This is a genomic window from Micromonospora sp. WMMD1076, assembly GCF_029581475.1.
Taxonomy (GTDB): Bacteria; Actinomycetota; Actinomycetes; order Mycobacteriales; family Micromonosporaceae; genus Micromonospora; species Micromonospora aurantiaca.
The window spans coordinates 5,170,998-5,189,311 of record NZ_CP120862.1 but is presented as its reverse complement, the minus strand read 5'-3'; the positions used below and the strand labels follow the sequence as shown (position 1 = coordinate 5,189,311).

Sequence of the window (18,314 nt, the reverse complement as noted above, 5' to 3'; positions counted from 1 at the left end):
CCCGGTAGCCTCGTCCGGCCCGCGGTCCTCTGGTTCGGCCCGCTCTACGCGGCGCTGCTCGACGACCTGGCCTCCGTGGTGCTGGGCTGCCTGATGCTTTTCGTCGTCGCCACCGTCGCCGGCGTGCCGCCGGGGCATTCGTGGCCCTGCTGCTCTACCTGGCCGGCACCGTCCTCTACGTCGAGACGATGATCCGGGAGCGGGGAAGTGCCCGGTACCTGCGCTTCTCGATCGGCTGTCACCTTGGGGCGCTCGCCTGCTCCACGTGCTGCTCGTCCCGGTCTTCCTGGTGCGCCTGATCCGCGCGTGGCTCCTTCCCGCCCACCGGCTGCGGCCCGCGCGGGTCGGTGTGATCGAGATCGTCTGCTCCGTGCTCGTCCTCGCCGCCGTGCTGATCGCGTTCCGACCGGCGGGTGCTTCGATCGTGGACCAGGGACCGAAGGCCCTGGCCGGTGGCGTGCGGAACGACGAAGCTGGGCAACAGAGCCACATCGTCTCGGCGGCCGGTGCACGGTGTCAAGCCATCCAAGGAGGTGCCCATGTCCCCGTCCTCGCTCAGCGCGTTGGCCGAGGAGCAACTCGGCCTCGCGCGGGCCGCGCAGAGCGGTCGCAGTGCCCGGACCGTGTACGGCGGCAGTGGCCACAGACTGCGCCAGACCCTGGTGGCCCTGGCCGTCGGTAAGTCACTGGCGGAGCACGACAGCCCCGGTGAGGCGACGCTCCAGGTACTGCGGGGGCAGGTCCGGCTGGTCGCGCCGGATCAGTCGTGGACCGGTGGGGAGGGCGACTTGCTGGTCATCCCGGAGGCCCGGCACTCGTTGTACGCCGACGAGGACTCGGCCGTGCTGCTCACCGTCGCCCTCGGTTAGGCCGTCGGCGGACCGGGCCGGTGTCGGGGTGCTCCCGACTCCGGCCCGGCGCTGTTTACCGGCGGGGCTGCGGAGACCGTCGGTCGCGGCGCGTGCTCGTGGTGAGCGGGGCGCGACGGCGTCAGAAGCTGCTGACCAGCTTCACGAACGCTTCGTCGATCGTGGCGGGATCGGTCGCGTCGAAGGCCTTGCCCGATGATGCCTTGGCGATCCGGTCCAGGGTGGCGAAGTCCGACTCCCGGTCGAAGGCGATGCAGAACACCTTCACCGGACGCCGCGGGTCCAGGGCGACCTCGGCGAGCAGGCGGGCCAGGTCGTTGTCCTGCCGGTACTCGTTCTTGCCGTCGGTCAGCACGACGATCGCGTTGATCCGCTGTGGGTCGTACCGGTCGAGCAGCTCCCGGTGCGCGGCCCGGACCGTCGCGTAGAGCGCGGTTCCGCCCTCGACGTGCAGGCCGGCGATCTTGCTGTTGATCCGCTTCTGGTCGAACTCGCCGAGGGGAACCTCCTCCCGGTAGGGGCTCTTCGGCCGCTTCTGGGTCTCCGAGGAGAACGACCAGAGCCCCACCCGGTCCTCGGTGTTGAGCAGCGCGAGGCCCTTGCCCGCGGCCGCCGAGGCGACCTGGAAGCGGGTGCGGGTGCCGACCATCGCCTGCATGGACCCGGACGTGTCCAGTGCTATCAGGATGTTGGCCTTCTTGCGGAGCGTCCGCCAGCCGTCCAGCATCGCGCCGACGACCTGCGGGTCCGGGGGCTCGAAGTAGGTGAGCCCGCCGGTGGGCTCGGCGCCGACGTTGGCGAGCAGCTCCGCCGAGGCTCGGCGCTCGTGGTCCCGGAAGCCGAGGCGGGCGAAGCTCTCCTGCTGGGCGTCCTCGGTCAGGAAGGCCAGGAAGTCGGTCGCCGCCGCCCGTTGCCGCTCGTCGGCGGAGGGCAGCATCACGAACGGGTGGTCCAGGTTGAACGTGCCCTCCTTGGGGTGGACGGCGACCAGCGGGACGTTCGGCCGGCGGCCCCGCTCCTGCCCGTCCTGCCGAGGGCTCAGCGCACCCGTGTTGTAGAGGTCCACGAGTTCCTCCTGGAGCACGATGGCGCTCATGTCGTCCGTACTGCCCGCGCCGCCCGCCAGGTCCGCCTCGGCGAGGCTGCGCAGCAGGTCCACCGAATCGTCGCTGTAGTGCGACACATTGGCCTCGATCCGGCGGACGAACTGGGTGACCGCGGGGTCGGCAAGGTCGGACCGGGTCAGGTCGCTGGACCGTTGCACCGCCGCGTAGTAGGTGGCGATGGTCGCCGCCAGCCCGGAGGTGGACAGGTTGGGGTTGTCCTTGCCGAAGGTGAAGCGGCCCCACTCCGGCTTGCCGAAGCCCGCCCATCCGTCCCGCCCGGAGAGGCCGAGGATCTCCCCCCAGCCCAGCGGCCCGCGCCGGCGTACCAGTTCGGCCTTGGGCTGCGGCATCGCGATCACCAGTGGGCTGTTGGCGATCGACGGGTAGTGGTCCGGGGTCTGCGGTGCTCGCCCGGCGGCTTGGTCGAGCAGCCGGAGCTGGCCGGTCCACAGGCTCGACGTCGGCAGCCAGACCTGTGGTTGCGGCAGGCCGGTGTGGGTCCAGCCGGTGGCCAGCGCCTCGGCGGCCTGGCCCGAGTTGAGCGCGCTGACGTGCACCTGGGCGCAGCCACCGCCGTCGATCGACCGGCTGCTGCGGTTGTAGCGCTCGGCCAGGTCGACCAGCAGCGCCGCCTTCTCCGTCGACGAGTTGACCTGGAGGGTGGTGGCGCAGTCGGTGCGGGGCACCTCGCTGCCCGCATCGCGCTGCTGGACGAACACGAACGCCCCGGCGATGACCACCAGCCCGGCGGTGACGGCGGCGGTGTAGGGCAACCACTGCCGCGTGCGGGTAACGGATGGGGTCATCGGGGCGTCCTCCTCGGCGGGCGGCTGGTGGCCGTCAACCTATCGATCCGGCGCCAGCCGGCGACCCGGACCCCTGCCGCGACGTCACGGGCGGTCGGACCGTCCCCCGACCGCCGTGGCGACCAGCAGCCGGACCAGGTAGACCACGGCGAAGGTGACCGCCCCGGCTGCGGCGGCCGGGCCGATCGCGCTCGACGCGACGTAGCCGGCGGCGGCGCCGGCCGAGCCGAGAAAGAGCGCGGTCGAGATGCCCCAGGCGTCGAGGGCCTCACGACGCAGTGGCCGCAACGCGCCGCCGGACCCGGCGCCGACGCCGGGCTCCGTCGCCGGCAGGTACGCCGGACGGGTCGTCACCTGTGGGTGTGCCGGCTGCGTCGGCCGGGCCTGGGTCGGCACCGTCGGCTGAGGCTGAGGCTGAGGCTGGGTCTGCGGCTGCGTCGGGCGCGGCTGCGGTGCCGTCGGCGTGATCCGGGGAAGGGGATGGTTCGGCGTCGGTGTGCCCGCGGTCTCGTTGCCGACCTCGAGCAGGCTCTCCCGACGTAGCGGCACGGTGGCCGTGGCGTCCTGCCGCAGCAGCCGCACCAGCACCTGCTCGGCACCCGGCCGATCCGCCGGATCCTTCGCCAGGCACTCCCGGATCAGCTCGTCCAGTACGGGAGGCAACGCCGGCAGCTCGGGCGGATCGTGCAGCACCCGGTGCATCACGGCGAAGAGCGAATCATTGCCGAAGGGTGGCCGGCCACCGGCAGCGAACGCGATCGTGGCCGCCCAGGCGAAGACGTCGCAGGGCGGACCGACCGCGTCGTTGCGGAACCGCTCGGGTGCCATGTACGCGGTGGTCCCCATGACCCGGCTGGACGCCGTCTCGGTCACGCCCAGCGCGCGAGCGATGCCGAAGTCGATCACCCGAGGGCCGTCCTTGCCCAGCACCACGTTGTCCGGCTTCAGATCGCAGTGCACCACGCCGGCACTGTGGATCGCGGCGAGCGCGGTGACAGTGCCGACCGCGAGCCGGTGCAGGGCGTTACCGGTCACCGGGCCGCGTTCGCGGACGTGCCGGTGCAGGGTCGGGCCTTCGATGAACTCGCTGACCACGTAGGGACGCTCGCCGTCGACCTCGGCGAAGAGCACCTGCGCGGTGCAGAACGGAGCGACCCGGCGCGCGGCGGCGATCTCCTTCACGAACTGCGACCGCGCCCGTGGATCAGTCAGATCGACGTTGACCATCTTGACCGCGACGCGGTCACCAGCGTCGTCCTCACCGAGGTAGACGACCCCCTGCCCACCCGCGCCCAGCCGGCCGAGCAGCCGATACCGGCCGGCGGTTACCGGGTCGTACGTCCACAGCTTCGCCAATCCTGGCACCGGCGTGCCGGCCAGTTCTGACATCCCGACTCCATCAGTGTCGTGCCCGGCCACCGGCGGCGCAGGACACGGCCATCGTGCCATGCCGCAGCGGTGACAGAGGACAGCCGATCATGGGTGGAGGCCACCACCGCCGGTGGTCTCGCGGTGGCGGTCGCCGCACTGCGCGGGTCGGCCCGGCCTACGACGGCGGGCGTCGCTCCAGAGTGTCCCTTCGTCCTCCGCCGTGGCCGACGCGGGCTCGTTTCCCGCCGCGCCGGGGCCGAGCGGGCGGGTCGACGCCGGTGCCCGGCCCCGGTCGTCGGCCCGCGCAGCCGCACCGGCGTCAAGCCCGGCGCAGCGTCCGCAGTGTGCCGGCCCAGGCGACCACCTCGTCGAGCATGGTGCCGAGGGCCTGCTCGTGGTGCGCGGCCGGCCGGAAGTCGCGGAAGTTGACGAAGTCGGTCGTCAGAGAGAGCGCGACCTGGGAGCGGACGTCGGCGACGCCGAGCTGCCCGAGCACCAGCCGCAGGTGCTCCGCCGCCCGGGTGCCGCCGTGCACGCCGTAGCTGACGAGGCCGGCGGCGGCGTGCTGCCACTCCTGGTAGAGGAAATCGAGGGAATCCTTCAGCGCGCCCGGGATGGAGTGGTTGTACTCCGGCGTGACGAAGACGAAGCCGTCGAACCCGGCCACGGTCGTCGCCCAGCGGCGTACGGCCGGGCGTCGCGACGGCGCCATCGACGGCGGCAGCACCTCGTCGAAGTGTGGCAGGGCGTAGTCGGCGATGTCGACCAGCTCGACAGTGGCGTCGCCCCGCTTGGCGGCGACGTCGCGCACCCAGCGGGCCACGGCGTCGGCCTTGCGGCCGGGTCGCGTGCTGCCGACGATGACACCGATCCTGACCATGCTGCTCTCCTCTACGCGATGGGGACGGGGCGCGCGGGAGCCGGCGTGCCGGTCAGGTCACGAGCCAGCTCCACCGCGCCGTGCAGGGACGACAGCCCGCCGAGGGCGGCGGGACGCACCGGTGGCGCCGGGCGCCCGGGCCGGCCGGCGCGGCGTGCCCGTTGCGCGACGAGCGGCACGAAGCCGGGCAGGCCGGCGGCGAACCCGCCGCCCACGATCGCCAGCGCCGGATCGAGGATCTCGCCGAGGCTCACCACCGCCGCCGCCAGCGCCCGGCAGCTCTCCTCGACCGCAGCCACCGCCCAGGGCTCGCGCCCGTCGAGTCCGGCCCGTAGGTCATCGAAGCCCACCTCGCCGCCCCGGCGGGCGGCGGCGCGGCGCAGGGTGGCGGGGCCGGACGCGACGGACTGGAGGCAGCCGTGCCGGTCGCAGTCGCAGCGCTCACCGTCGAGGGCGACGACCATGTGGCCGATCTCGGCGGAGGACCGGCCCGGCACCGGCCGGCCGGCCAGCACGACGCCGCCGCCGATCCCGGTGCCGACGCCCAGGTAGACCACGTCGTCCGCGCCGGCGCAGCGCGCCTCGGCCAGGGCGGCGAGATCACCGTCGTCGGCGACGGCGGTCGCCGCGTCGGGAAAGAGGCGGCGCAGCGCGCCGGTGAGGTCGAGGCCCGCCCAGCCGGGGCGCCCAGGCCAGGTGGTGACGGTGCCCCCGGTGTCGGTGGTCGCCGGCATGGCCACCCCGACCGCGTCCACCGGTCCCCACCGGTCGCGCAGCCGGTCCACCTCGACGGCCAGCACCGTCAGGTCGGCGGCCGGGTCGGCGGCCCCGCGGGGCCAGCGGAAGGTCCGGTCGTACGCCGGCCGCCCGGGTGCCTCCGCGTGCAACGCGACCTTGGTGCCGCCGACGTCGATGCCGAGGACGCCGCCGTGGCGCTGCGGACCGGACACGGCCGGCCTCAGCCCAGCCGCACGTGCAGGTAGACGAGCGCCAGGGCGGCCACGGCGAAGATCACCGGCGTCAGGATCGTCGCGGCCGGGTCCTTCGCCCGGGCGTGGTAGACGACCGCGCCCGTCATCTGCAGGGCGAGACCGATCGCCGCCGCGATGCCCAGGGGCGGCCAGAGCAGGCCGAGCAGCAGCCCGGCGACCGCGGCAAGTTCCAGCACCCCCAGCACGCGGGTCAGCCCCGGCGAGACGCCGAGGTGGTCCATCCGCTCGCGCATCTGTGCCTGCCCGGTGAGCTTCGGCACGGCGGTGCCCACGAACACGGCGGCGAGGACGAGGGTCAGGACGAGGACGGGAATCTCCACGTGAGGTCCTTCGGGAAGAGTCGGGACGTGCGGACGACCGTACCGCCGGCACGCCGGCGCCCACGGCACCGGACGGCGGGGTGCCCGGTCGTCATCGGACGGTCGCGGTGAGGGCGCGCGCGGCCAGCCGGTAGCCCAGCGCTCCGAGCCCGACGATCACCCCGCTGGCCAGCGGGGCGATCACCGAGTCGTGCCGGAAGCTCTCCCGCGCCCACACGTTGGACAGATGCACCTCGACGAAGGGCCGGGGGTAGTCGGCCAGCGCGTCGCGCAGGCTCCAGCCCGCGATCATCAGGGCGCCCGGGTTGACGATCGCGCCCACCGTGCCGTAGCTGTTCTGGATCGTACGGATCAGCGCGCCCTCGCAGTCGTGCTGCTCGGCGACCACACCCCAGCCCCGGGCGGCGACCTCCTCGCCGACGGCGCGTTCGATGTCGTCCAGGGTGTCGGTGCCGTAGATCTCCGGTTCCCGCCGGCCGAGAATGCCCAGGTTCGGGCCGTTCAGCAGCAGTACGTCCGACACGCTTCACCTCGTGGGGCACGGCCCTGGTCCCGCAGAGCCTGATGACTGGTCACCGCAGTCTTACTACGCCGACGGCTCCCGGCGAACCGGCGGCGCCCGACGCGCGGGCGGACTAAGGGGTGGCTAGGGGCTGTTAGGGGCGGTGACCGCGTATCCGCGTCGGTTACCGTCCTCCCTGCTGAAGCGACGCCGCCGGCTCCAGACGGAGGCGTCACGTACCGCGCGGCCATCCGGTGCTCCGCTGCGCCCGGACCGCGCACCGGCGGTTGGGTCGTCCCGCCCGATGGTCCGTCCAAGCCCCTGGTCTGCCCGAGTTGGGAAGTGGGAAGTCATGAGTGGTCAGCCCTCGACGGTGTCCGAGCTCCCGGAGTGGCCGCGGTACGGCGACGAGGAGCGAACCGGACTGATCCGCGCCCTCGAACAGGGCCAGTGGTGGCGGATGGGCGGCAGTGAGGTCGACTCCTTCGAGCGGGAGTTCGGTGACTACCACGGCAGCCCCCACGCGCTCGCCGTCACCAACGGCACCCACGCCCTGGAGGTCGCGCTGGAGGTGCTCGGCGTCGGCCCCGGTACGGAGGTGATCGTCCCGGCCTTCACGTTCATCTCGTCCTCGCTGGCCGCCCAGCGTCTCGGCGCGGTCGCCGTGCCGGTCGACGTCGACCTGGGCACCTACTGCCTCGACCCCGCCGCCGTCGAGGCCGCGATCACCCCGCGTACCAAGGTGATCATGCCGGTGCACATGGCCGGGCAGTTCGCCGACATGGACGCGCTCGACAAGCTCGCCGCCGACGCCGGTGTGGCGCTGCTGCAGGACGCGGCACACGCCCACGGCGCGCAGTGGCGGGGCCGGCGGGCCGGCGCGCTCGGCTCGGTGGCCGCCTTCAGCTTCCAGAACGGCAAGCTCATGACCGCCGGCGAGGGCGGAGCGGTCGTCTTCCCCGACGAGGAACTGCGCGAGCGGGCATTCCTCGTGCACAGCTGCGGCCGGCCCCGCACCGACCGCGACTACCTGCACGGCACCACCGGCTCGAACTACCGGATGGGCGAGTTCGCCGCCGCCGTGCTACGCGCCCAGCTGACCCGCCTTGACGAGCAGATCGCGCTGCGCGAGCAGCGTTGGCCGCTGCTGTCGAGCCTGCTCGCCGAGATCCCGGGCGTCGTGCCGCAGACGATCGACCCCCGCACCGACCGCAACCCGCACTACATGGCGATGTTCCGTATCCCCGGGATCGGCATCGAGCGCCGCCGTGCCGTGGTGGACGCGCTCATCGCCCGGGGCGTCCCGGCGTTCGTGGCGTTCCGGGCGATCTACCGGTGCGAGGGCTTCTGGATGGCCGCCGCGCCCGACGAGTCGGCAGAGGTGATCGCGGCCCGCTGCCCCAACACCGAGCAGATCCACTCCGACTGCGTCTGGCTGCACCACCGCACGCTGCTCGGCACGGAGCAGCAGATGCACGAGATCGCCGCCGTGCTCGCCGACGTCCTCGCCGGATGACGGCCCGGCCCCCGGCCACGCCCGGCCGGCCGGTGCGGGTCGCGGTGGTCGGCCTCGGCTGGGCCGGGCGGGAGATCTGGCTGCCCCGGCTCGCCGCACACCCCGGCTTCGAGGTGGTCGCCGTGGTCGACCCGCAGCCCGTGGCGCGCGACCAGGCCCGCGACACCCACGCCGTCGCGTCCGCGTACGCCGACGTCGAGGACCTGCCCGCCGGAACGGTCGACCTGGCGGTGGTCGCCGTACCGAACCACCTGCACGCGGTCGTCGCCGTCCGGCTGCTGCGCCGGGGCGTACCGGTGTTCCTGGAGAAGCCGGTCTGCCTGACCTCCGCCGAGGCGGGCATCCTGGCCGATGCGGAGCGTGACGGCGGCGCGGTGCTGCTGGCCGGCAGCGCCGCCCGTTACCGGGCCGACATCCGGGCGTTGGCCGACGTGGCCGGTGGGCTGGGCCCGGTCCGGCACGTCGATGTGGCCTGGGTCCGCGCCCGAGGGGTGCCCGACGCGGGCGGCTGGTTCACCCGCCGCGACCAGTCCGGCGGGGGTGCGCTGGTGGACCTCGGCTGGCACCTGCTCGACACGGTGCTGCCGCTGCTCGGCCCGGCCCGGGTCACCCACGCGATCGGCAGCGTCTCGGACGACTTCGTCAACGACGGCGCCGCCCACGCCGCCTGGCGCGGCGGGGCCGACACCGCAGGCCACGTTCCCGGCGACGTCGAGGACACCGCCCGGGGGTTCCTGCTCACCGACACCGGCGCCTCGGTCGCCCTGCACGCCTGCTGGGCCTCGCACGAGTCGCTGGACCGCACCACAGTCACCGTGCACGGCGCCGCCGGGTCGGCGACGCTGCGCTGCACGTTCGGCTTCAGTCCCAACCGGGAGCCCACGCCGGTGCTGACGCGTACCCGCGACGGCCGGACCGCGCGGCTGCCGCTGCCCGGGGAGCCGATCGGCGCAGAGTACGACCACCAGCTCGACGCCCTGCCCGGGCTGCTCGCCGACCCGGCCGCCCGGGGCGCGGCCGTCGTCGAGGCCCGCCGGACCATCGACATCATCGAACGGATCTACCAGTGCGCCCGGCCCACCCGGCCGGAGCGCCAGCACGCACTGGTGGGCCATCGCGCCGGGTGAGAACCACCGTCGGCCCCAACCGCTTCCGGGAGCAGCCATGAGCCGTCCATCGTCCACAGTCGAGGTGACCCCGCCGTCGCCGTCGCGCGGGCCGATCCGCGCGGTCGTGTTCGACCTCGACGGCGTCATCGTCGACAGTTCGGCCGTCATGCGTGAGGCGTTCAGCATCGCGTACGCCGAGGTGGTGGGCGACGGGCCGGCACCGTTCGACGAGTACAACCGGCACATGGGCCGGTACTTCCCGGACATCATGCGCCTGATGGGGCTGCCCCTGGAGATGGAGGAGCCGTTCGTCCGCGAGAGCTACCGGATGGCCCACCTCGTGCCACTCTTCCCCGGCGTCCGGGAGACCCTGGAGACCTTGCACTCGCGGGGCATCCGGATGGGGATCGCCACCGGCAAGGCCGGCCCGCGGGCCCGCTCCCTGCTCGACCAACTCGGCGTGCTGGGCCTCTTCGGCCAGGTGATCGGCTCCGACGAGGTGGCCCGTCCCAAGCCTGCCCCGGACATCGTGCTCCAGGCGCTGGGCAACCTCGACGTGCCGCCGCACGAGGCCATGATGGTGGGCGACGCGGTGATCGACCTGCTCAGCGGCCGGGACGCCGGGGCGACGGCCGTCGCCACGACGTGGCACGGCGGGGACATCGCGGCGCTGCTCGCCGCCGGCCCCGACCTGGTCGTGCACGCCCCGGCGGAGTTGCTGGCGCACTGCCCGGCGGCCCTCGTCCACTGACCCGGACCGGAGCGCGCCGGGCTGCTCGCGCGAGCAGCCCGGCGCGCTCCGGCGGGCTGTGGTCAGCGTGTCCCGCTGACCACCTCGGGGCCGGCTTCCAGGAAGCGCAGCATGCCGGTGGCCAGGATCTCGGCGACGGGGGCCGGGACCAGGTCGGTACGGATGGTGACCCGCAGGAGGACACTCCCGTCGCCGGGCAGCACCTCGGCGACGCAGGCACCGGACCACTCCCGGGCGTACGGCTCGACGACCTCCTCGGTCCGGCAGCCGGGCAGGTCCAGCGGGAGGACGAGGTTGTCCTGGTAGGCGAACGAGGGCAGGCTGTTGATCACCTCGCGGGGCAGGTCGAGGACCGGGTCGTCGGTGACCATCTCCAGGAAGGAGACGTCCTGGGCGGCCATCAGCTCGTCCGCCGTCTGCTGGAGGGCGCGCATCAGGTCCTTCTCCGGGCCGCCGAACCGGACCCGGAGACAGTTGCTGCTGATCCTGCTCGTGAAGGCGGAGTCGAGGACGCGGCTGCCGCGCTGGGCGACGATCATCAGCAGAGCGATGTCGTCCTGCCCGTGGATGGCGCGCAGCGCCGAGGCGTAGGCGGCGGCGAAGTAGGTGGACCGGCTGAAGCGGTGTTCACCGGCGGCCCGGTCCCAGCGCCGCACCAGCTCGGGCGAGACGGCGACGATGTGCCCGGTCTTGGGGCCCCAGGTCGGGGTCTGTTCCAGGATCTCCTGCGGCCGGCCTTCGCCTTGGCGGGGTAGGTCGCGTAGTTGTTCGCGCCAGTAGGTTCGTTGGGTTTGCAGGTCGGCGGCGTTGCGGAGGCGGGTGTGTTCGTCGTGGGTGTGGTGGAGTGTGGGTGCGGGGTGTGTCCAGGTGGGGGTGTGGCCGGTGTGTCGTGCGGTGTAGGCGTGGCTGAGGTCTCGTACGAGTAGTCCGTATGACCAGCCGTCGAAGGCGATGTGGTGGATGCCGATGCCGAGCAGGATTCGGTTGGTGGTTTTGTTTCGGATGAGGGCGGCGCGCCAGTTGCGGCCCTGGGTGTAGTCGAGGGGTTGTTGTACTGCCTCGGCGAGTTGGTCGAGGGCGTCGTGTTCGGTGGTGGCGTCGGCGAGTAGTCGTAGCTGTGGCATGCCGGGGTTGGGTGGGATGATTGCGGTTGGTGGGTCGGTGCGTCGGTAGCGGGCGTGTAGGGCCTGGTGGCGGTGGTGTATGTCGCCGAGGGCGGCCATGAGGGCTCGTAGGTCCAGCTCACCCTCGATCCACCAGGTGGTCGGGCAGACCAGTTCGAAGGGGAGCACGACGCACTTCGCGACAGACGGGGTCAGCGGGACGGGCTTCGACGGGCCGGGACGGCCGGTGACGGACGGCGCCGGCTCGGCCCCGGGGCGGCGGGGGGCGGTGGTGAGCCAGCGGGCCAGCTCGTGCGGGGTGGGCGTGCGGTGGATCTGCGAGACGGGCACCACCACGTCGGCGGCCTCGTCGAGGGCGACGGCGACGGCGGCGGACTGCAACGACGTGCCGCCGAGGTGGAAGAACCCGTCGAGTGCCCCGACCCGGTCCAGCCCGAGCACCGTCGCGAAGATCCCCGCGACGAGGCGTTCGGAGTCGGTGGCCGGTTCGGTGTACGGCACGTCGAGGTCGGGACGGCGCGAGCCCGGTTCTGGTAGCGCCCGCCGGTCGATCTTGCCGGTGCCGCCGGTGGGGAACCGGTCCAGGACCATGATCACGGCGGGGACCATGTAGGGCGGGAGCACCGCGGCGGCGTGTGCCCGCAGGTCCGCGGTGACGGGGACGCGGCCGTCGCGTCCGGTGACGTAGCCGACGAGCCGGGCGGTGCCCTGGTCCTCGCGACGGGTGACGACGGCGGTGCCGACGTCCGGGTGTTGTTCGAGAGTCGCCTCGATCTCACCGAGTTCGATCCGGATGCCGTTGACCTTGACCTGGTGGTCCATCCGGCCGAGGATCTCCAGCGCTCCGGCGGCGTTCCACCGGCCGAGGTCGCCGGTGCGGTAGGCGGTCCCGCCGCCGTACGGGTCGGTGACGAACCGCTGGGCGGTCAGTTCGGGGCGGTTGAGGTAGCCGTCGGCGACCCCGGCGCCGGTGATGAGGATCTCGCCGGGGACGCCCATGGGGACGAGGTCGAGATTGGCGTCGACGACGCGGATCTGCCGGTTGGGCATGGGTCGGCCGATGGGCACGTACGCGCCGGGCCAGCCCTTCGACGCGTCGTACCAGGTACAGGCGACGGATGCCTCCGCGGGCCCGTACGCGTTGATCAGGCGGGCACCGGCGGCCGTCCAGCGGTGTGCCATGCGGGGCGGAATGGGTTCCCCGGCGAGGGTCATGCACGTCAGGCTGGGGCAGTCGGCGGGATCGACGGCGGCGAGGTTCGTGGGTGGGCAGAACGCGTGGGTGGCCTGCTCCTTGGCGATCAGCTCCGTCAACCGGCGGGCGTCGAGCAGATCGTCGCGGGAGCTGACGACGACGCGGGCACCGGAGGTCAGCGCGGTGTAGATCTCGCCGAGGGCCACGTCGAAGACCGGGGAACAGGAATGGAGCATCCGGCTGTCCGGCCCGACCGCGCACTCCTCCCGCATCCAGGTGACGAAGTTCGTCAGGTGCTCGTGGGTCAGCACGACACCCTTCGGTGTCCCGGTCGAGCCGGACGTGTAGATCACGAACGCCGGCCGGGAGGGTGCCACCACCGGCAGGTCGGCCGCCTCGGCCGCCGTCACGGTGGGCCGGTCGGCATCGAGGGCGACGACCCGTACGCCGGCAGGTCTGGGGACACGCGGGGCGACCTCGCCGACGGTGAGGACGACCCGGGCGCCGTGGTCGGCCAGCAGCATCCGCATCCGCTCCGCCGGCCAGGACACGTCCATCGGCGTGTACGCCGCCCCCGCCCGCAGCACCGCCAGGGTGGCGACGAGCGTCCACATGCTGCGGTCCAGCGCCAGCGACACCACGTCCCCGGGCCGTACGCCCATCGACCGTAGCCGCGCGGCCAACTCCCCCGAGCGACGGGCCAGCTCCGCGTACGTCAGCACCTCCCCGGCGGCGACGCCGGCCACCGCGTCCGGCGTGCGTCGCGCCCATTCGAGCACCAGCTCGTGCAGCGGCGCACCCGGCACCGGGCGGACCGGGCCCCGGCCCCACGCGAGCAGCCGCTCGCGTTCGGTCGCGCCCAGCAGCGGCAGCGCGCCCAGCGGCACCCCGGGTTCCCGGACCCCGGCCGACAGCAACGACACGGTCTGGTCCACCAGGCCCCGCACCCAGTCCGCCGAGAAGCCGTCGGCGGCGTAGTCCACCCGGAGCGCCGACCCGTCCCCCGCGACGGTCACCACGATGTCCACGTCCACCACGTCCGGCCCCACCTCGGCCACCGGGGCGTCCACCAGCCCGACCACCACCGGCCCCGCCGCGCCCGCGCTGCGCGCGACCGGTCCGGCGAGCGCCGTTGCCACCCGCGACGTCAGCTCGCCGAAGCCCGGTTCGTCCGCGACGTCGACCCGCAACACGCCGCCCGACGACAGGCCGACCGCCACCTCGGCCTGGCCGGTGTACCGGGCCAGCACCCCCAGCAGACCGGCCAGCAGCACCGGGCCGGGAGAGCGCGCCCCCGCCGGGACGGGCAGGTCGACCCGCCGGTACGCGGAGGCCGCCCGGGCCGGCCACGCGGCCGGCCGGCGCAGGTCCCCCATCAGGTCGAGGATCTCGAAGCCGGGCCCAGCGACATCCGTGGCCTGCGCACCGACGATTCCGACAGACATTGAGCCAGCCTCCGATCAGGGCCGGCGCCACCCAGAGGGGTGCGCCGGAAGGGACAACCACGAACTCTCGGGACAACGGGCCGCGTGCCACGCGGCGACGAGCGGTCCGGTACGCAGGGGCGGACGGTCAGCCGGCGGTGGGCGTACCCGCCGGCCCGTCTTCGAGGAAGCGCAGCATGTGGTGGTTCAGCTCCTCGGCGAAGCTGTACGGCAGGTAGTCGGTGCGGATGGTGACGCGCAGGAGAGCATGGTCGACGCGGGGCAGCACCTCGACCGTGAGCCCGTTGGGCACCTCCCGGGCGTACGGGTCGACGACCTCCTCGGTCCGGCAGCCGGGCAGCTCCAGCGGCACCACCACGTTGTCCTGGAACACGAACGTCGGCAGGCTCGCGACCACCTCGCCGGAGAGCCCGGCGGCGGGATCGTCGGCGGTCTCCGCGAAGGGGACGTCCTGGGCCCGCATGAGATCGCGGATCGTCTCGTCGACCCGCAGGACCAGCTTGTCGTCGTGCGGCCCGTCGAAGCGCACCCGCACGCAGTTGAGGTTGAGCCGGGTGGTGAACGCGGAGTCGAGGACGCGGCTACCGCGCTGGGCGACCACCATCAGCAGGGCGATGTCGTCCTGCTGATGGATGGCGCGCAGCGCCGAGGCGAAGGCCGCCACGAAGTAGCTGGAGCGGCTGAAGCGCTGGTCGCGGGCGGCCCGGTCCCAGCGGTCGAGCACCTCGGGGATGACGGTGACGGTGTGGCCCGCCTTCGGTCCCCAGGCGAGGGCCTGCTCCAGGGGCGCGGTGGCCGGACCTTCGCCTTGGCGGGGTAGGTCGCGTAGTTGTTCGCGCCAGTAGGTTCGTTGGGTTTGCAGGTCGGCGGCGTTGCGGAGGCGGGTGTGTTCGTCGTGGGTGTGGTGGAGTGTGGGTGCGGGGTGTGTCCAGGTGGGGGTGTGGCCGGTGTGTCGTGCGGTGTAGGCGTGGCTGAGGTCTCGTACGAGTAGTCCGTATGACCAGCCGTCGAAGGCGATGTGGTGGATGCCGATGCCGAGCAGGATTCGGTTGGTGGTTTTGTTTCGGATGAGGGCGGCGCGCCAGTTGCGGCCCTGGGTGTAGTCGAGGGGTTGTTGTACTGCCTCGGCGAGTTGGTCGAGGGCGTCGTGTTCGGTGGTGGCGTCGGCGAGTAGTCGTAGCTGTGGCATGCCGGGGTTGGGTGGGATGATTGCGGTTGGTGGGTCGGTGCGTCGGTAGCGGGCGTGTAGGGCCTGGTGGCGGTGGTGTATGTCGCCGAGGGCGGCCATGAGGGCTCGTAGATCCAGCTCACCCTCGATCCACCAGGTGACCGGGACGACGACCTCCAGCGGCGACATCAGGCACTTCGCCACCTGCTGCGCGAGCGGGACCGGTCCCGGGCGCTGCCGGGCCTGTCCCGCGGTCGAGCCGGTGTCCGTGCGGCGGGGGGCGGTGGCGAGCCAGCGGGCCAGCTCGTGCGGGGTGGGCGTGCGGTGGATCTGCGAGACGGGCACCACCACGTCGGCGGCCTCGTCGAGGGCGACGGCGACGGCGGCGGACTGCAACGACGTGCCGCCGAGGTGGAAGAACCCGTCGCGGGCACCGACCCGCTCGATGCCGAGCACGCTCGCGAACACCTCCGCGACGAGGCGCTCGCCCTCGGTGGCCGGCTCCACGTACGGCACGCCGAGGTCGGGGCGTTGGGCGCCGGGTGCGGGAAGGGCACTCCGGTCGATCTTGCCGGTGCCGCCGACGGGGAAGCGGTCGAGGACGACGACGGCGGCGGGGACCATGTAGCCGGGCAGGTGGGCCGTGGCGTGGTCGCGCAGGTCGCCGGTGCCCGGGGTGCGGCCGTCGCGCCCGGTGACGTACGCGACGAGCCGGGCCACGCCCCGGTCCTCGCGGCGGACGACGACTGCGGTCTCCACCTCCGGGTGCTGGGCGAGGATGCTCTCGATCTCGCCCAGCTCGATGCGGATGCCGTTGACCTTCACCTGGTGGTCCATCCGGCCGAGGATCTCCAGTGCGCCGGCGCTGTTCCACCTCCCCAGGTCGCCGCTGCGGTAGGCGAGCCCGCCGCCGTACGGGTCGGTGACGAACCGCTGGGCGGTCAGTTCGGGGCGGTTGAGGTAACCGTCGGCGACGCCGAAGCCGGCGATCAGGATCTCCCCGGGAACCCCGGCCGGCATGAGGTCGAGGTTCGCGTCGACGACGCGGACCTGCCGGTTCGGCATCGGCCAGCCGATCGGCACGTACGCGCCACCCCACCCGGCCGACGCGTCGAACCAGGTGCACGCCACGGCGATCTCGGCCGGCCCGTACGCGTTGACCACCCGCGTGCCCGCCGTCAGCCACCGCTGGGCCAGCCGCGGCGGGACGGCCTCGCCGCCGAAGATGACGCAGCGGAGGCCGGGACAGGCGGCCGGGTCGAGCGGGGCGATGTTGGTGGCCGGTCCGAACGTGTGCGTGACGCCCTGGGTGTTGACGAGGTCGGTGAGCCGGCGCGCGTCGAGCAGATCGTCGCGCGGGCACACGACGACGCGGCCCCCGCCGGTGAGCGCGGCGAAGATCTCCCCGAACGCGGCGTCGAAGACCGGTGCCGCCGAGTGCAGCATCCGGCTGCCGGGGCCGATGGCGCACTCGCCGGTCATCCACGCCAGGAAGTTCGCCAGCCTCTCGTGTGACAGCATCACGCCCTTCGGCGTGCCCGTCGAACCCGACGTGTAGATGACGAACGCCGGCGCGTCCACCGGCACCGCAGGCAGATCCGCCGCCGCACCGGCCGGTACCGCGGGCCAGCCGTCGTCCAGCGCCACCACCGTGACCCCGTCCCCGGCGGGAATCCGGGGCGCTACCGCACCGACCGTCAGCACCACCCGCGCGCCGTGGTCGGCCAGCAGCACCCGCATCCGCTCCGCGGGCCACGACACGTCCATCGGCGTGTACGCGGCACCCGCCCGCAGCACGCCCATCGCCGCCACCAGCGACCACAACCCGCGCTCCAACGCCACGGACACCACGTCACCGGCACGGACACCCACCGACCGCAGGTACGCCGCCAGCAGTCCGGACCGGCGATCCAGCTCCCCGTACGTCAGCACCTCGTCGCCCGCGACACCCGCCACCGCCTCCGGCGACCGCCGCGCCCAGCCCAGCACGAGCTCGTGGATCGGCTCACCCGGGATCTCCCGCACCGGGCCGCGCCCCCACGCCAGCAACCGCTCCCGTTCCGCGGCGTCCAGCAACGGCAACCGCGACAGGGCGACCTGCGGCGCCGCCGTCCCGGCGGAGACGAGCACCACTACCTGATCCACAAGTCCCCGTACGAACTGCGCGGAGAATCCCTCCACCGCGTAGTCCACCCGCAGCACGGACCCGTCCGCAGCCACGCGCACCACCATGTCGACGTCCACCACGGCCGGTCCCGTCTCCGCCACCGGGCCGTCGGTGAACTCCACCGCCACCGGGTCCGGCCGGTCCGGGCCCGCCACCGGCGCCGTCCACGCCAGTCCCACCCGCGCCGCCAACTCCCCGAATCCCGGGTCGCCCGAGACGTCCACCCGCGCCACCGACCCGCCGGCCGGGGCCAGCCCGAGCACCACCTCGTCCTGGCCGGTCCAGCGGGCCAGAACCGCCACGAGCCCCGCCACCACGACGTGCCCGGCCGGCGTCACGCGCGACGGCCAGGCGGGAAGCACCCGGTGCACCGAGGCCGCCCGCGCGGGCCACACCGCCGGCCTCCGCAGGTCCCCCACGAGTTCCAGAGCAACCGCGCCGTCCGCGGCCTGGGCGCCATCGAACCCGACAGACAACAGCTCAACCTCCGATCGAAAGGGGACGACCGAAAGGCTCAGGGCCGCGACGATCGGTCAGCCGGGATGCCGTACGCCGGACGGCGGGGGTGACGCGAGGCGCGTCGTCGGGCGGCGCCGCTCGCGGGCCACCCGATCCGGTGCGCTGAGAGTGGCAACGACGAGCCGACGGGGCCCGACCATACGAAGCGCTGTGCGGTGGCGTACACCCCTAGAGATCGGCACGTCGACCCCTAGCGCGCCAGCCGGAGATCCCGCCCCCGGGCAGGCCGGGGACGTGCCGGCGGTGCCCGCCCGCCACCGGCCGTGTCGAGGTCGGGCCGGCAATGTGGGCCTGGCAGGGGGCGTGGCCGTCCGAGTCCGGGCCGTCGGCAGCGCGGCTGCGACAGCGCTGCGGCCCTACCGAAGAACAGCTTTTCGGTCAGCCCGAGTCGATGGCCCCGGCTAGGAGTATCGGCGGCCACGGCGGCGAAAGGGCCGTCCGCGTTCGCCTGTCCGGCCCATCCCGGGGCGATGA

The 18,314-nt window shown here is 73.3% G+C and carries 12 protein-coding genes and 1 pseudogene; 5 read left to right on the top strand and 8 right to left on the bottom strand.

The features are described 5' to 3' along the window. Positions 1 to 51 precede the first annotated feature (51 nt). Together O7622_RS23310 and O7622_RS23305 are read left to right on the top strand one after the other, a co-directional pair. Positions 52 to 400, top strand: a pseudogene (locus tag O7622_RS23310) (hypothetical protein); the annotation flags it as partial. A 139-nt stretch (positions 401 to 539) separates the two neighbouring features. After that, on the top strand, positions 540 to 869 hold the full coding sequence (locus O7622_RS23305; RefSeq protein ID WP_282310332.1) for a cupin domain-containing protein: 330 nt from the start codon (positions 540 to 542) through the stop codon (positions 867 to 869). Between the two features lie 121 nt (positions 870 to 990). On the opposite strand, the gene O7622_RS23300 is transcribed toward O7622_RS23305, so the two are convergent. The 6 genes from O7622_RS23300 to O7622_RS23275 all read right to left on the bottom strand — a co-directional run bounded on the left by O7622_RS23300 (position 991) and on the right by O7622_RS23275 (position 6,867). Continuing rightward, complete coding sequence (locus tag O7622_RS23300) at positions 991 to 2,781, bottom strand: substrate-binding and VWA domain-containing protein (protein ID WP_282310331.1); 1,791 nt, start codon at positions 2,779 to 2,781, stop codon at positions 991 to 993. An 84-nt stretch (positions 2,782 to 2,865) separates the two neighbouring features. After that, positions 2,866 to 4,170: a serine/threonine-protein kinase gene (locus tag O7622_RS23295; RefSeq protein ID WP_282310330.1), complete on the bottom strand. Its 1,305-nt coding sequence runs from the start codon at positions 4,168 to 4,170 to the stop codon at positions 2,866 to 2,868. Between the two features lie 301 nt (positions 4,171 to 4,471). After that, on the bottom strand, positions 4,472 to 5,032 hold the full coding sequence (locus O7622_RS23290) for an NAD(P)H-dependent oxidoreductase (protein ID WP_013285613.1): 561 nt from the start codon (positions 5,030 to 5,032) through the stop codon (positions 4,472 to 4,474). Positions 5,033 to 5,043: 11 nt separating this feature from the next. Further along, the gene (locus tag O7622_RS23285) at positions 5,044 to 5,982 is read right to left on the bottom strand and encodes an ROK family protein (protein WP_282310329.1); all 939 of its coding nucleotides are present in this window, start codon (positions 5,980 to 5,982) and stop codon (positions 5,044 to 5,046) included. Between the two features lie 8 nt (positions 5,983 to 5,990). After that, positions 5,991 to 6,344, bottom strand: a complete 354-nt coding sequence (locus O7622_RS23280; protein ID WP_216935526.1) for a DoxX family protein — start codon at positions 6,342 to 6,344, stop codon at positions 5,991 to 5,993. Positions 6,345 to 6,435: 91 nt separating this feature from the next. After that, positions 6,436 to 6,867 carry a type II 3-dehydroquinate dehydratase gene (locus O7622_RS23275; RefSeq protein WP_282310328.1) on the bottom strand — a complete coding sequence of 144 codons (432 nt, stop codon included), beginning with the start codon at positions 6,865 to 6,867 and terminating at the stop codon, positions 6,436 to 6,438. Between the two features lie 331 nt (positions 6,868 to 7,198). Between O7622_RS23275 and O7622_RS23270 the strand changes: the two genes are divergently transcribed. From O7622_RS23270 to O7622_RS23260, 3 genes are read left to right on the top strand one after another with little or no spacing between them, the layout of a single operon-like run. Further along, complete coding sequence (locus O7622_RS23270; RefSeq protein WP_348774037.1) at positions 7,199 to 8,362, top strand: DegT/DnrJ/EryC1/StrS family aminotransferase; 1,164 nt, start codon at positions 7,199 to 7,201, stop codon at positions 8,360 to 8,362. Continuing rightward, positions 8,359 to 9,489, top strand: coding sequence for a Gfo/Idh/MocA family oxidoreductase (locus O7622_RS23265; RefSeq protein WP_282310325.1), 1,131 nt, complete (start codon positions 8,359 to 8,361; stop codon positions 9,487 to 9,489). Before O7622_RS23270 ends, O7622_RS23265 begins: the two co-directional genes overlap by 4 nt. Before the next feature lie 37 nt (positions 9,490 to 9,526). Beyond that, entirely contained in the window at positions 9,527 to 10,222 is a 696-nt protein-coding gene (locus O7622_RS23260; RefSeq protein WP_282310324.1) for an HAD-IA family hydrolase, read from the top strand. Between the two features lie 62 nt (positions 10,223 to 10,284). Here O7622_RS23260 and O7622_RS23255 read toward each other — a convergent pair whose 3' ends face one another. Next, positions 10,285 to 13,986, bottom strand: a complete 3,702-nt coding sequence (locus O7622_RS23255; RefSeq protein WP_282310323.1) for a non-ribosomal peptide synthetase — start codon at positions 13,984 to 13,986, stop codon at positions 10,285 to 10,287. A gap of 127 nt (positions 13,987 to 14,113) precedes the next feature. Next, complete coding sequence (locus O7622_RS23250; protein ID WP_282310322.1) at positions 14,114 to 17,797, bottom strand: non-ribosomal peptide synthetase; 3,684 nt, start codon at positions 17,795 to 17,797, stop codon at positions 14,114 to 14,116. Between the last annotated feature and the right edge of the window lie 517 nt (positions 17,798 to 18,314).